Origin of the sequence: Methanolobus mangrovi (assembly GCF_031312535.1) — an archaeon.
Lineage (GTDB): Archaea > Halobacteriota > Methanosarcinia > Methanosarcinales > Methanosarcinaceae > Methanolobus > Methanolobus mangrovi.
In genome coordinates this window covers 642,476-657,263 of the sequence record NZ_CP133594.1, presented here as the reverse complement: position 1 = coordinate 657,263, position 14,788 = coordinate 642,476, and the positions used below count along the sequence as shown (strand labels likewise).

Sequence of the window (14,788 nt, the reverse complement as noted above, 5' to 3'; positions counted from 1 at the left end):
ATATTTTACGTCCCGTGGTTATATATTGCTTTTTCTTTTACCAAAAAGCATGCATTCTAGTCCTTCAGGACCATCATAGGATTTCCTATACCTACAACTATTACCCGTGTCGTCAGTGGAGGATGGGACCAGTTATCAGGTGATGTGGTCTTTTTAGACACGGTTATCTTTGTATCTTGTTTTAGTATTCCACACCGCATCTCATAATCCAGTACAAGTTCGGTTCCAAGTTTTGTTGCAAATTCCACTGCATCAGCATATCTCTGGAAACGTTCCCTCCCCACAGGAGAAAAAAGCAGGAAATCCTCATCAGGATTCTCAATGGAAGCAGGCATTATTGATATCTCAATTCTTTTCACACCTTTTCCGGCAAGAGCACCCACTGCATTTCCAACATCTGCAAACTCAGGTACCACCACATCTGCTTCTATAAGGGACCTGAGCTCACTGTCGTATGCCTGTGCAGGACCTCCAAGCAATACCACCGGCAATTCAACTTTGAATTTGGCAGGATATTCGTGACTCAACAGATCATCTATCATTTCAGCCGGATGGTGTGGCAGGATATAGGACATAAGATCGGCTGCCATGTTCTTTGCCACAAGTTCCCTTACATGACTGCAAAAATCATATTTTCCCTTCTGGATATATTTTGAAAGATTGAGTGCACCAATCTCAGACGCACTGACATCCCATTTTGTGTAAATCCCAAGCACATGCAATGCATCGGTGGGTGTAAATCCGATTCCCTGAATGAGCCTTTTTTTGACAAGTGAATCCAGTACTTTTGAGGATGTGGTCTTGCTCATAACAGTTGACATCTCAGTAACTGAGATGGGGTCACTTCCCATAAATGTAAGAATTTCCTTTTCATTATCATCAACATCTGAAGCCTCATAACCTGTCCTTACAAAGAACTTGGTAGGCTGGAAGTTCTCATCCATAGTTGTTCTGGAAATAACCCTGCTTCTTTTGAGTTTGCTGGTAAATCCAGGATATATCTTCGATGCAACACAAAGTGGTATCACTCTTTTCGGACCAATTCTCACCTTCTCATCCTTGATCCATATATGGCTGTCACCACCTGTTGCAGAGGTTTCCATCTTCATGGCCCTTACACGTGTTTTCCACCCGCCTACAACAGCACCCGATACACTTATTTCAGGAACACCATTGTACAGCATGGAAACATCGGTACTGGTTCCTCCAATATCGATAACAGCACAGGTTTCCATTTTAGAGAGATATGAAGCACCAAGAAGACTTGCAGCAGGTCCGGAAAAGATGGTTTCGATTGGTTTTTCAAGGGCATCTTCTATATTATAGACAGAACCATCACACTTGAGCATCAGAAGACGGGCATTGATCCCCCTTGCTCTTATATCTTTGACAACAGAATTGACGAACTGGTATGTTATAGGTATCAGCTGTGCATTCAAGACAGCAGTGACCGCCCTCTCATAGGCACCAAGTTCCTGGGATAGTTCATATCCACATACTACCGGCATTCCGGTCATTTTAGTGATAAGCTCTTTGACCTTCAGCTCATGCTCCGGGTTTCGGACACCAAAATATGCTGAAACAGCATACGCTGAGACCTTTGTTTTTGTCCAGAGAATGAAATCTTCGATTGAAGAAAGGTCAAGTTCACAGGCCTCATCACCTCTGGTATCATGGCCGCCTGAAGCACACAGAACATACTGTGATGGAAATTCTGTTTGTGCCGGTTGTTCACCCACGATTATAAGACCAACAGCTGTTCCCGTACCTTCTAGAAGAGAATTTGTTGAAAGGGTAGTAGAAACGGAAACAAGATTTACATCCTTCAAAAGTTCCTGATCCAGTGAATCAAGTACATTCTTTATTCCTTCCTGCAAATCAGGATATGTTGTAAAAGCCTTTTTCGAATCCACGATAGCTCCGTCTGAGCCTCGTATGAGTACTGCATCCGTATATGTCCCACCGGCATCGATACCAAGACCAAAGTGCATTTAATATCACCTTTTTTAAAAATAAATCGAACTACATTTAATACAATGCTTGCGAGATATTTAAGTATAATCGCTTCAATAAATTTTAAAATACATTTCACTAATATGGAGGAGGAAATGCAAGTAAACGATATAGAAAAGGTTCTTCCATGCATAGCAGACCCATGGAAGCTGCGGATCATCGCACATCTTGATGAAAAACCAGACCTTCCTCTGATCGCAAAATATCTCGATGGTAAATATTCGGAAAATCTTGGTATGGTAGTAATAAAGATTGGGATCAAGGAAATGAACTTTTTTCGGAATGGCCAGGTTACTGTGAGAATGGTTGATTCTGAACAGGAAGCCAGTGCTCTTGTGAACCGGATTCTGGCAATGGCTTACCATAAAGCAATGATTGCAGGGGATATCTGAATGATTATCATTGTCAGTTGAATGATAATGATAAATCAATACTTTTTTAACTTAAAGTATCATAAGCCATAGAACGCGTTTTTGACAACTGAGGAAAAAATATGGCAGAAAAGAATATACTGGGAAACAAGATCCGCCAGATACGTGAAATGCAGAAAATGTCTGTGGAAGAGCTGGCAAACAATAGTAACACAAGCACCGAGCTTGTCGAGCAACTTGAGAACGGAGCACTTGTTCCTTCATTGACTCCACTTATGCAGATCGCGAGAGCCCTGGGAGTTCGTTTGGGAACTTTCCTTGATGATGCTGCTCACAACGGACCTGTAGTTACTAAAGACGGTGCTTCAAAGAACGTAGTAAGATTCTCCGGCAATTGTGATGCTTGCGAGATAAGTACTCTTGACTTCTTTTCACTTGCAACTGACAAAGCTGACAGGCACATGGAGCCTTTTATCATTGACGTCCATCCCCCAAAATCAGGAGATGCAAAACAATCATCTCACGAGGGAGAAGAGTTCATTTACGTACTCAACGGCCAGATTGAGATCCTTTATGGAAAGGACAGCTTCAAACTCTCAACCGGCGACAGTATATATTACGATTCAATAGTTCCTCATCATGTCCATGCAGTGGGCAGTGAAGATGCAAAGATACTGGCAGTCGTATATGCACCTTACTAAAAAAGAAGATCAATATGTTTAAAACAACTGTTACTCCAAGATTCGGTGATATTGACGGATTGAAACACGCTAACAATATTGCCATTGCCATATGGTTCGAACAGGCACGTAATCCTGTATTCAGACTGTTCACTCCTGACCTTGACCTCAGCTATGAGAAATGGAAATTGATCATGGCAAGGACAGAGTACAATTATGTAGGTGAAATGTTCTACGGATCGGATGTCGATATAATTACTTACATATCAAAGATTGGAAACTCATCATTCACAGTTACCCAGGAAGCATGGCAAAATGATAAAATTGGTGCAATAGGCAGATCCACTATCGTTCACTACGATTTCATCAATAAGAAGTCAGTCCCCGTACCTGATGACATAAGGAAAGAGCTTGAAGAGCACCTGCAGGAAGAAAGTGATAGTTGTAAATGATACCATGGAGATATAATCATGCCTTTTACAAATGATACAGTGGGCGTTTTTTTTGAGAAAATGGTCATGAATGACCCTGACAGGGAGTTTTTGGTCTATCCGGACAGGGACCTGAGATTCACCTATAAAGAATTCGACGAACGCGTCAACATGCTGGCCAAGGGTCTTATAGAAATTGGGATTGGAAAAGGTGACCATGTAGGCATTTGGGCTACAAACGTGCCTGACTGGCTTACCTTCCTTTTCGCAACATCAAAGATAGGAGCCGTTTTCGTCACGGTAAATACAGCATACAAGATACACGAAGTCGAGTATGTCATGAAACAGGCTGACCTGAAAGCCATTGCCATAATCGACGGTTTCAGGGATGTTAGTTACATTGATACGATCTATGAACTGGTTCCTGAGCTTAAGACACAAAGTCGTGGAAATCTTAAAAGCGAGAAATTCCCTTTCCTGAAAAATGTTATTTTCATCGGTCAGGAAAAACACAGAGGAATGTACAGTACTCGTGAACTGCTCCTTCTGGGACAGCATGGAAGCGATGAAGATATCCATAGGATCATGCAGACACTTGATAAGAATGATGTGATCAATATGCAGTACACATCAGGAACAACAGGTTTCCCTAAAGGTGTCATGCTCACTCATTACAATATACTTAACAACGGTTACTACATCGGTGAAAGACAGAAATTCACAGAAGAAGACAGGGTTTGTCTTCCGGTCCCGCTTTTCCATTGCTTTGGAATTGTGCTCGGTGTACTTGCAACTCTCACACATGGCGGCACACTGGTGTTACTTGAACTGTTCGACCCGCTTATGGTGCTGGCTGCTGTCCAGAAAGAGAAATGTACAGCCCTTTACGGCGTACCGACAATGTTCATTGCAGAGTTCAGCCATCCGATGTTCAAGATGTTTGACCTTTCCTCACTCAGGACTGGTATCATGGCAGGTTCACCATGCCCGATAGAGGCCATGAAACGTGTTATCAATGACATGAACTGCAAGGACATTACCATTGCCTACGGACTTACTGAAGCATCACCCGTATTTACACAGACTAGTACAGATGATCCTATAGAACGACGTGTCAGTACGGTAGGAACAGCCATGCCTGAGATCGAAGTGAAGATTGTAAATCCCGAGACGGGAGAGACTGTCGGACCGGATGTCCAGGGCGAGATATGCTGTCGCGGTTACAATGTCATGAAAGGATACTACAAGATGCCTGAAATGACTGACCTTGCAATTGATAAGGACGGATGGCTGCACAGCGGAGATCTTGCAACAGTTGACGATGAAGGATACTACCGCATTACCGGTCGTATAAAGGATATGATAATCCGTGGCGGCGAGAATATCTATCCCAGGGAGATAGAAGAGTTCCTGTTCACCATGCCAGGCGTCAAGAGTGCACAGGTCGTTGGCATACCTGATGAGAAATACGGAGAGATAGTCGGAGCCTTTGTAATTCCCGAGGAAGGAACTGAACTTACCGAAGAGGATGTCAGGGACTATAGTCTGTCAAAGATAGCACGTTACAAAGTTCCGAAACATGTTTTCTTTGTAGATGATTATCCGCTTACTGCAAGTGGAAAAGTCCAGAAGTTCAAACTCAGGGACCTGGCAGTTGAGCTTCTGAAAAATGAAGAATAAAATTTGAAAATAGAATCAGATGATGTGAATATCACATCATCTTCTTTTTTGCCAGTATGATACTGCCAGCAGTCCGATAATGGCGAATAGTCCGGAGAATCCTGGTATTCCTTTGCTTTCCTCTGTTGTTTCAGGGATCATGCTATACTCCTCGTAATCTTCATAGACAACTATGGAAGTACCCATGAATGCAGTATCTTCTGCATAGTAATCCTGAAGCTCTTCCAGTAAGCTCTGGACATCGGCATCGGTCATGAAACCTTCATTTACTGCAATTCCAATAAGTGCTTTTGAATCAGATATCCTGATCTCACCCATCTTTGATGCTATGGAATCTATGATTTCGTCCTTGGTTTGAGGGTAGCTCTCATCCAGAGAATATGTCTGGAGGATTATGAGATCTGCATTTGCTGAAACCGCGGGAATATCTGCCAGAGCATATGATGAAGGAATATCAATAGCCACAGCAAGTTTGTCTCCTGCGATTTCACGCGCATCCTCAAGAATGAGAAGGTTCAAGGCACAGGCTTCCTCGGGGTCCTCGCTGCACGGATCAAGTGCAATGTTAACACCATCAAAAGCTGAAAGTGACTTGCTGTTGTAATCCATGACCTGCTCCAGCACATCTTTGACATACACAGAGTTATCCTCATCTGAATCACTCTTAGGGTCATTGAATATCATTGCATAGACCTGCATATCATTGTCATGAGCTTTCTTCACAAATCTTTCCAGGTTCCATACATTATCACCATCGGTAAGCAACATTACAGTATTTATTCCGCTGTCCTTGAGATCGACGATAGCAGTGTCATCATAATCTGCCGTATCGAAGATGCGAATTGCACTTATCAGACCGCTTGCAGGGGTTATATTTATCCTGACAGGCTCTGCTTCTGTAACTGTTTCTTCCTCTGCCATAGTGCCTGCGAACATCACAGTGGGTTCTTCAGAAACAAATTTCCGCACGTAGACATAATCAAAGGATGCGTAACCGGTATTATCAGAAACATCGGAATAGGTGCTTGCAAAAAGATATACCTTCATATCTGTAACAGGAATATAATTGTTCTCTTCTGTTGCTGCAAGGTCCATTCTGCTATCTCTCACACCATTCTTGAACCAGGCAATCTTACCAAATTCATCTTCCATATACCATGCAACACCAATTGTGTACCAGTCACCTTCGGCTACATTGACGGCTGTAAGGTCTCTTGGGAAATAACGTGCATCGCTTTTGGAGTTTTCAAGTATCCAGATAACTTTTGTCTCATTCTGAAGTTCGGTAGATGTTAATACCTGGTTCTTTGTCTCTCTTTGTGGATCCACAAATCCCTGTGTTATAACAGGACCACGACTATCGGTTCCTGTAGTGGTTTTCTTTCTTTTGGCTACGAACATGGAGTTTACAGGGAACTCGTCCTTGGATTTGATACTCACAACATCCTCCGGATGGAATTTTGGAACTATCAGATTGCATACGCCATTGGAAACTTTTAGCTCACTTCCACCTGTGGTATACGACTCCCAGTTTCCAAATAAACTGGAGCCACTGAAATCATCATAGAATTCAAAAGTAGAAGCACTGCTGCTTATATCCGTTGCATCAGGATTGCCATAGTGCATTGTTATTTTTGCAGTGCCTTCTGCCGCAATGGACGGAACCTTTACCCATACAACCGCTTCCTCTCTTGCAACATTCCATTCTTCTATCCAGTGCTGAAGTTGCTTATCACCAGAGGAAAAACGTATGTCTTCACCTTCTGAACTTGCGAGGGAAAAATCAAAATTAGAACTGTTAAGAACTATGGGTATCTGGTAATTTATCAGGTTGTTCCCTGAGTTTTCCCTGATACTTATCTCTTCAGAATAGTTCCATTCCCCTCCACCTGAATATGTCAATGCAGTGCATGTTTGCACAAATAAAGTACAGGCAAGCAGTAACAATGTAATATAAATAATTCTTTTTAACACCAATCCTCACACCTCTCCAAGCTGATATTATCTTTATGCAATTTGCATTTCTTACTAATTATTTGTAATCAGATAGTATAAATCTTGTGCATAAAGACTCTTTCTATTTATTAGGAGTATATGATATATAGAAGTATATATAGCTTGAAAAAGCCTGACAGAAATATATCAAAATGCACAAAGGCACTATGGCAGCAAATAGCGAAAAAGAAAAAGGAAGTACCTTTATTCCCCATACCGAAAAAAAGAGCTTCGCAAACTATGAATGCTTGTTAATGAAATATTCGATCAGCCAGCCGGATATACTTGTTTTTCCCGGGACGACTGGGATTTCGTCTTTTGTGAACCATCCGGCTTCCTCTATTTCAACACCGTCAACTTTTATGTCTCCTTCCAGAAACTCTGCAGTGAATCCTATCATCAGTGAATCCGGATAAGGCCAGGGCTGGCTTCCAAAATACCTGACATTCTTTATCGATATGCCTACTTCTTCCCTGACCTCCCTTACAACTGCTTCTTCTATTGATTCACCTGGTTCTACAAAACCGGCTAAGATACTGTAAAGTCCGGGTCTGAAATGAGGGGAACGGGCAAGCAGTACCCTGTCATCCTTTTCTATTAGTACAATGATTGCAGGGGATATCTTTGGAAAGGCAAGGAAACCACATTCAGGACATTCTTTTGCTCGTTCGTTCTCCTTGAGTGATGTAGCGGAACCGCACCTTCCACAGAACAAAGTGTTCCTGTCCCACTCCATGATGTGAACGGCTTTTCCTGCAAGATAAGCAAGTGTTTCTTCCAGAATACCCGGCAGTTCTCTGACAGATACGAAACTGGCATTCTCAACAATACTAGCAACAGCATTTGAATTATCAAGCTCAACTGAAAAACAGGAAATATCTTTAAGTTCACCCAAATACTGTGTCCTGAGAATATCGATATCCATATTCCCAATCTCTTCAAGTGAAGGCAGCCTTAAACTGTTATTCCCTTTCACCAGCAATAGTTCCCGGTCCTTAAATGCAAAACAATAGGTATCATTACTACCATTTTTTTGCGGTGGACGAACCAATGGCAGGAAATCCGACTCCCATGATCTTTCTTCTGTGTTCATAGCTTGATGAATAATGTCCGGGTACACTTATCAAAGTTACCTTAGAAAACCTCAAGGTTTTAATAATCTGCAAACAAACTATTATTCAGTTAAATGGGGATATTCGATGAACTATCTGATACTGGTAAGACATGGACAATCAAGATGGAATCTTGAGAACAGGTTCGCGGGATGGGTTGACGTACCCCTGAGTGAAAAAGGTATTAAAGAGGCAATGGATTGTGCAAATGAACTTGAGAATGTTGATCTGGATGTTGCTTTCACATCTAAATTATCACGATCACAGGAAACACTTTACCTGATACTTGCCAGGCAGAAAAAAACAGGTATTTTCCTGCATGATAGCAAAAAAAGAGATGAATGGTCATATCATCCATCCAGGTTCGATGATTCCGAAATACCGATATATTCAAGTGATTCCCTTAACGAGCGTTTCTACGGAAATCTTCAGGGCCAGAACAAGCAGGAAGCAAAGGAAGTTTACGGGGAAGAGCAGGTCTTTATCTGGAGAAGAAGTTACGATGTACAACCCCCGGGTGGCGAGAGTCTCAGGGATACCTATGAACGCACAATTCCTTACTTTAAGGAACATATCCTCCCCCAGCTTGAAAATGGTAAGAATGTCATAGTTTCTGCACACGGTAACAGCCTGCGTTCCGTGGTCAAGTACATTGAGAACATCAGTGATGACGATATACCCAAACTTGAAATTGCAACCGGGAAACCACTATATTACCAGTATGTAAAGGGTGAGTTCATCAAAAAAGAATGAAGAATAAAAAAGAATTCGTTCACTCATATGGCGAAATTTCATCAGGCAGGGGTGAGGTGTGCAGGACACATTCGTCACCATGTTTTATTAGATCATCAATGGCTTTTCGAAGTATCGACGGATAAACAAGACCCACTTCTTCCCTGATAGCCTGGCCTTTGCAGAAGAACTTGAAAGTTGGTGCTCCTCTTACACCATATTTCCTTGCTGTCATGGGGCTTTCCAGGCCATTCATCCTGACAAAAGTGCATGAAGCATGGAATTCAGTTGAGTATTCCCTGAAATATGGTTCTATTTCCTTACAATGAGCACAGGTAGGAAGATAGAACATAACAACCATGGGCTTCTCCTGATTCACAAGAAACTCGTCCCAGTTGGAATCATTAACTTCGATTATATTGCTTTCAGTCATTTTTGCCGCTCCCATATTAGAATAAAAACTTACAATTATTAAAATCTATCTTCAAAAAAAGAAATATTACAGGCATAAAGCCTGTAGCGGTTAATTAAAATAAATGTCGGATTCAGATATTCTCTCTTGCCCATGAGGCCGCTGCTTCAAGAACCGCATGATTTAGCGGAATAAGCTTTGGCTTCTTGGAGAAGGTTTCAGTCAGTGCTGCCTTGAAATTGTCTTCAGTAAGACCTGTTATTCCAAGAGCCATGATAACTCCGAGCATGACAGTATTTGCAGCCTTTTCAGAACCTGCATCTCCTGCGATCCTGAGTGCGGGTATGGCTATTCCTGTAACACCTTCGGGGATATCACATTCACCAATAGTTGAATCGTAGAGTATGTAGCCACCTTCTTTAACATCCGCAGCGAACTTTTCCAGTGATGGGCGGTTCATTGCAACAAGGACATCAGGAGTGTAGACCACAGGAGAACCAATAGATTCACCTGAAACTACGACAGAACAATTGGATGTGCCACCTCTTTGTTCAGGACCGTATGAAGGATACCATGAAACAAAGCGCTGTCCATCACAGCCTGCGTGTGCAAGGGTCAGACCCATACTAAGCACACCCTGACCTCCAAATCCTGCTGCTTTTATCTGGACTTCAGGGAGTGAAGGATCAAGAACCGCATCCAGTGATGATTCGGTCTCAAGATTGAAGAGTGAGTCGATTGCCTGCTTCTCAAAAACACTATCTGCTCTGTGAAGTGGTTCTGTTTCATCAGACAGATCCCTGAAATTACCCAGTGGGAATTCCTTCTCCATTTCCTCGTTCACGAATTTAGTGCTCTGCTCTGAGTTCTGTCTCAGGTTTGTGGGACAGGTAGAAAGAATCTCCACAAATGCATATCCTTTTCCATCGCGCTGTATCTCAAGAGCTTTACGGATAGCTTTGCGTGCCTTTCTGATATGGGATATATCTGAAATGGATACTCGTTCGATAAATACAGGAGCTTTAAGGTTGTTGATAAGTTCACACATGTGCAGTGGATAACCTGCAAACCTTGGGTCCCTTCCATCCGGACAGGTGACAGTTTTCTCTCCGATGAGAGTGGTTGGTGCCATCTGGCCACCGGTCATACCGTAAACAGTGTTATTCACGAAGAAAACAGCCATCTTTTCACCACGGTTCGCTGCCTGCAGAGTCTCGTTCAAACCTATGGATGCAAGGTCACCGTCACCCTGATAGGAAATAACTACCGCATCATCCTGTGCTCTTGAAACACCGGTTCCCACAGCAGGAGCACGACCATGTGCCACCTGGAGATTTCCACAGTCAAAGTAGTAGTAAGCGAAAACAGCACAGCCTACGGGACTTATCATGATACTGCGGTCCTGTATCTCCATATCGGACATTGCTTCACCAATAAGCTTGTGGATGACACCGTGTCCACATCCCGGACAGTAGTGAGTGGCAGTAGATGCAGCGCCTCCCTTACGGGAGAATTCAGGATACAGACCTGAGTTTTTTATTATTTTCTCTGCCATCTTTATTCCTCCCTTGCAGCAATCTTCCTTACACATTCCAGCACCTGGTCCATGGTTATCAGATTACCGCCAAGACGGTAAACAAGTTCTACCGGTCTGCTGCACTGGATGGCAAGCCTGACATCATCAAGCATCTGACCATTGCTCATCTCAACAGAGACGAATGTGCATTCTCTTGAATCAGCAATTTCCTTCAATTCTTTTTCAGGGAACGGGAAGAGTGTCTTTGGCCTGAAAAGACCGACATTGATACCTTCTTTTCTTGCCTGGTCCACAGCTGACCTGCATATACGGCTGCTGATTCCGTACGATACAAGGATGATAGATGCATCCTTTGTCATGTAATCCTCGTAATCAACCTCTTGTTCTTTTATAGTGTCATATTTCTCCTGGATCTCATAGTTGAATTCTTCAAGCTGATTGAAATCAAGGAATATGGATGTAACAAGGTTCTCTCTGGTATCTGCTGTTCCACTTACAGCCCATGAGGTATCTATTTCCGGTTTAACTGAAACTTCCGGGAACTGCAGGGACTCGACCATCTGACCAAGTACTCCGTCAGCCAGTACATAAACAGGAGTTCGGTACTTGAAAGCAAGTTCAAAGCCTTTGATGACCATGTCGCACATTTCCTGAACGGAGTTAGGAGCCAGTACTATGTTCTTGTAATTACCGTGTCCTCCGCCTTTTACTACCTGATTGTAGTCGCCCTGCTCAGGACCGATGTTTCCAAGTCCCGGACCTGCTCTCATAATATCGACTATTACACAGGGAAGCTCAGCACCTGCAAGGTATGAAACCCCTTCCTGTTTAAGACTGATACCTGGACCGGAAGATGCAGTCATGACCCTGTGGCCGGTGGATGCTGCTCCGTAGACCATGTTGATGGCAGCCTCTTCTGATTCTGCCTGTACGAATTTCCTTCCCAGCATAGGGAAATATTTGGAAGCCTCCTGCAATATCTCACTTGCAGGAGTGATAGGATAACCGAAATAACAGTCACAACCAGCGTATAATGCGCCAATGACAGCCGCTGTGTTGCCTTTTACTAATTGTGTTGCCATGTGTTCTCACCTTAAGCTCATTCTTCCTTAAGCGGAATGTGTATCTCTATAGCAAGCGGCTCAGGACAGGTATAGTAGCAATTGGCACAACCTGTACAGCCTTCGCCTGCATATTCTACATAGTAGTATCCTCTCTCGTTGAGCTTATCGCTCATTTTCAGGACACTTTTCGGACATGCTACAATGCAACGTCCGCAGGCTTTACACTCAATGATATTGATAACCGGGTACGGTTCTTTCTTGCCTGACATAATATAATGCCTCATTTTACTCGATAAAAATAATATCCCGGAAACAGGAATAGTCCATAGAGGCAATAAGCATCTATTTACTTTATGGTTCGGGGACTAAATATCAAACATGTAAAATGGAAAGTTACTGTGAACTTTCCTTATCATGGTCACGTATTTCCACACGTCTGATCTTTCCACTGATGGTCTTTGGAAGTTCAGGTACGAACTCGACAACACGTGGATACTTGTAAGGTGCAGTGACCTTCTTTACGTGGTCCTGAAGCTCTTTCTTCAGTTCATCACTTGCAGTGTAATCCTTTGTAAGTACAATTGTTGCTTTGATAACCTGTCCTCTTACTGGATCAGGAACACCTGTGATAGCACATTCAAGTACAGCAGGGTGTTCTATAAGAGCACTCTCCACTTCAAAAGGACCGACACGGTAACCGGAGGTCTTAATGATATCATCAGCCCTGCCGACGAACCAGAAATAACCATCCTCATCTTTCCATGCCATATCGCCTGTGTGGTAATATCCGTCATACCAGACCCTTGATGTCATCTGCTCATCAGAGCGGTATCCTGTAAATATTCCCGGTGGGTTTCCAAAACTTGTGTCTATGACGATCTCGCCTTCTTCACCGGCTTCACAGGGTTTGCCTTCGCCATTGAGGAGAAGGATATCATATTCAGGAGAAGGTTTGCCCATAGAGCCTGGTTTTGGTTCGAGCCATGGGTAAGTTGCAACGGAAACGACTGTCTCTGTCTGTCCAAAACCTTCCATGAGCTTCATTCCTGTTATGCGGTAGAACTGTTCATATACTTCAGGATTCAGCGGTTCACCTGCTGTTACACAATACTTGAGACAGCTGAAATCATAGTTACTCAGGTCTTCCCTGATAAGGAACCTGTATATGGTTGGCGGAGCACAGAATGTGGTTACACCGTACTTGATTGCGTTCTCAAGCATCCTGTCAGCACTGAATCTTTCATAATCATATACAAAGACAGCACTGCCTGCTATCCACTGGCCGTATATCTTACCCCATACGCATTTTGCCCAGCCGGAATCAGCAACTGTGTAGTGAAGACCTTCATCCGTGACATTCTGCCAGTACTTTGCAGTGATAATGTGTGCAAGCGGATAGATAAAGTTGTGCTGCACCATCTTCGGGAAACCTGTGGTTCCTGATGAGAAGTAATTCAGCAGGATATCATTATTGGTAGTTGCTTCTTCACCGGTTGGACGGGCAAAGTTCTCTGAAGCCTTTTCCATCTCAACGGTGAAATCTAGCCAGCCGGTTCTTTCCATTTCGATAACCAGCCGGTTCTTCAGTATGCTGCTTATCTCATCGTAAGCTTCATCCACATAATTAAGAATACCTTCGTCAGGTGCGCAAATGACGGTGTTGATAACGGCACGCTCTACTCTGTAAACAATGTCCTTCTTCGTAAGCATGTGAGTTGCAGGAACTGCAATAGCACCTATTCTATGAAGTGCCAGCAGACAGAACCAGAACTCATAGCGGCTCTTGAGCATGAGCATTACATTATCGCCTTTCTTGACTCCCATGCTTTTCAGCATGCTGGCAGTCTTATTACTATAATACTCAAGGTCCTTGAAAGTGAATATCTGTTCACTGCCGTTGTCATCACACCAGACAAGAGCCTTCTTACCAGGCTGCTGCGCTGCGTAAACATCGACCACTTCATAGGCGAAGTTAAAATTATCAGGAACGTTTATTTTGAAGTTTTCCTTAAAATCCTCGTAGGAATCATATTCAACACGTGAAATATATCTGTCAAGTAATGAAGTCATACTGCCTCCTCATAAAATAACGGCCAGGAATTTCGCGGGTTTTCCGCCCATTGCCTGCATTCCGTGTGCATAATTAGAATCAAAGAAAATGGAATCTCCTTCTTCAAGGACTATCTCATTATTGTGAATAGTTACTTTTAGGGTTCCTTCAAGGACATAATCGAATTCCTGCCCGGGGTGAGAATTCATGGATACTGGGGTGCCTTCAGGTTTTGGATCAACTCTCACAACAAAAGGCTCAGCTTTCTTGTGAGCAAAGTTAGCAGCAATGTTCTGGTACTTGTAGTCCTTACGGCGTTCAGCACTGATACCCTTGTCTTTTCTGGTAACAGAGAACACATGCATTCTTGGTACTTCACCTGTAAGTAGCACGGACATGTCAACATTGAGATTCTGGGCGATCTCAAGGAGAATGCTTGCAGGCATGTCCTCCTCTCCATTCTCATACCGAGTATATGTGTCAACAGGTAATGTTAGCTTTTCAGCCATCTCCTTAACGGAAATATCTGAAATATCACGTAATTCCTTTACACGAGCTGCAATTTCTTTGATCTTTTCCTGCATAGAAATACCTTCATAAAGTAATCATATGGATACAACAAGAGAATTTTCACACCTTGCCAAAAGCAAAAAGCAAAACATTTCTCAGAACGGGTTCTTCTCCCCGAGTCTTTACCAGATAGGCCTGTGA

14 protein-coding genes are annotated in these 14,788 nt (G+C 43.0%); 5 read left to right on the top strand and 9 right to left on the bottom strand.

Annotation, left to right across the window (positions count from 1 at the left end; translation table 11 throughout):
- Positions 1 to 56: 56 nt before the first annotated feature.
- A complete protein-coding gene (locus RE476_RS03280; RefSeq protein WP_309308973.1) occupies positions 57 to 1,991 on the bottom strand; it encodes a hydantoinase/oxoprolinase family protein in 1,935 nt (644 codons plus the stop codon).
- A 117-nt stretch (positions 1,992 to 2,108) separates the two neighbouring features.
- Here RE476_RS03280 and RE476_RS03275 point away from each other — a divergent pair, with 117 nt between their 5' ends.
- The 4 genes from RE476_RS03275 (at position 2,109) to RE476_RS03260 (ending at position 5,175) form a co-directional block, all read left to right on the top strand.
- Positions 2,109 to 2,405 carry a hypothetical protein gene (locus RE476_RS03275; protein ID WP_309308972.1) on the top strand — a complete coding sequence of 99 codons (297 nt, stop codon included), beginning with the start codon at positions 2,109 to 2,111 and terminating at the stop codon, positions 2,403 to 2,405.
- A gap of 101 nt (positions 2,406 to 2,506) precedes the next feature.
- Entirely contained in the window at positions 2,507 to 3,085 is a 579-nt protein-coding gene (locus tag RE476_RS03270; RefSeq protein WP_309308971.1) for a helix-turn-helix domain-containing protein, read from the top strand.
- Positions 3,086 to 3,099: 14 nt separating this feature from the next.
- A complete protein-coding gene (locus RE476_RS03265) occupies positions 3,100 to 3,516 on the top strand; it encodes an acyl-CoA thioesterase (RefSeq protein WP_309308970.1) in 417 nt (138 codons plus the stop codon).
- Between the two features lie 18 nt (positions 3,517 to 3,534).
- A complete protein-coding gene (locus RE476_RS03260; RefSeq protein ID WP_309308969.1) occupies positions 3,535 to 5,175 on the top strand; it encodes an AMP-binding protein in 1,641 nt (546 codons plus the stop codon).
- Between the two features lie 36 nt (positions 5,176 to 5,211).
- On the opposite strand, the gene RE476_RS03255 is transcribed toward RE476_RS03260, so the two are convergent.
- Positions 5,212 to 7,095 carry a DUF2341 domain-containing protein gene (locus RE476_RS03255; RefSeq protein ID WP_309308968.1) on the bottom strand — a complete coding sequence of 628 codons (1,884 nt, stop codon included), beginning with the start codon at positions 7,093 to 7,095 and terminating at the stop codon, positions 5,212 to 5,214.
- 313 nt (positions 7,096 to 7,408) lie between these two features.
- Complete coding sequence (gene nudC / locus RE476_RS03250; RefSeq protein ID WP_309308967.1) at positions 7,409 to 8,263, bottom strand: NAD(+) diphosphatase; 855 nt, start codon at positions 8,261 to 8,263, stop codon at positions 7,409 to 7,411.
- A gap of 106 nt (positions 8,264 to 8,369) precedes the next feature.
- Here nudC and RE476_RS03245 point away from each other — a divergent pair, with 106 nt between their 5' ends.
- On the top strand, positions 8,370 to 9,035 hold the full coding sequence (locus tag RE476_RS03245) for a 2,3-bisphosphoglycerate-dependent phosphoglycerate mutase (protein WP_309308966.1): 666 nt from the start codon (positions 8,370 to 8,372) through the stop codon (positions 9,033 to 9,035).
- Positions 9,036 to 9,054: 19 nt separating this feature from the next.
- Here the strand turns inward: RE476_RS03245 and RE476_RS03240 are convergent, their stop codons facing one another.
- From RE476_RS03240 to RE476_RS03215, 6 genes are all read right to left on the bottom strand, one after another.
- Positions 9,055 to 9,447: a thioredoxin family protein gene (locus RE476_RS03240; protein ID WP_309308965.1), complete on the bottom strand. Its 393-nt coding sequence runs from the start codon at positions 9,445 to 9,447 to the stop codon at positions 9,055 to 9,057.
- Positions 9,448 to 9,559: 112 nt separating this feature from the next.
- On the bottom strand, positions 9,560 to 10,981 hold the full coding sequence (locus RE476_RS03235) for a 2-oxoacid:acceptor oxidoreductase family protein (RefSeq protein WP_309308964.1): 1,422 nt from the start codon (positions 10,979 to 10,981) through the stop codon (positions 9,560 to 9,562).
- A 2-nt stretch (positions 10,982 to 10,983) separates the two neighbouring features.
- On the bottom strand, positions 10,984 to 12,045 hold the full coding sequence (locus tag RE476_RS03230) for a 3-methyl-2-oxobutanoate dehydrogenase subunit VorB (protein ID WP_309308963.1): 1,062 nt from the start codon (positions 12,043 to 12,045) through the stop codon (positions 10,984 to 10,986).
- 17 nt (positions 12,046 to 12,062) lie between these two features.
- Positions 12,063 to 12,296, bottom strand: a complete 234-nt coding sequence (locus RE476_RS03225; RefSeq protein WP_309308962.1) for a 4Fe-4S dicluster domain-containing protein — start codon at positions 12,294 to 12,296, stop codon at positions 12,063 to 12,065.
- Positions 12,297 to 12,420: 124 nt separating this feature from the next.
- Positions 12,421 to 14,097, bottom strand: coding sequence for an AMP-binding protein (locus RE476_RS03220; protein ID WP_309308961.1), 1,677 nt, complete (start codon positions 14,095 to 14,097; stop codon positions 12,421 to 12,423).
- Between the two features lie 9 nt (positions 14,098 to 14,106).
- Positions 14,107 to 14,661 carry a helix-turn-helix domain-containing protein gene (locus tag RE476_RS03215; protein ID WP_309308960.1) on the bottom strand — a complete coding sequence of 185 codons (555 nt, stop codon included), beginning with the start codon at positions 14,659 to 14,661 and terminating at the stop codon, positions 14,107 to 14,109.
- Between the last annotated feature and the right edge of the window lie 127 nt (positions 14,662 to 14,788).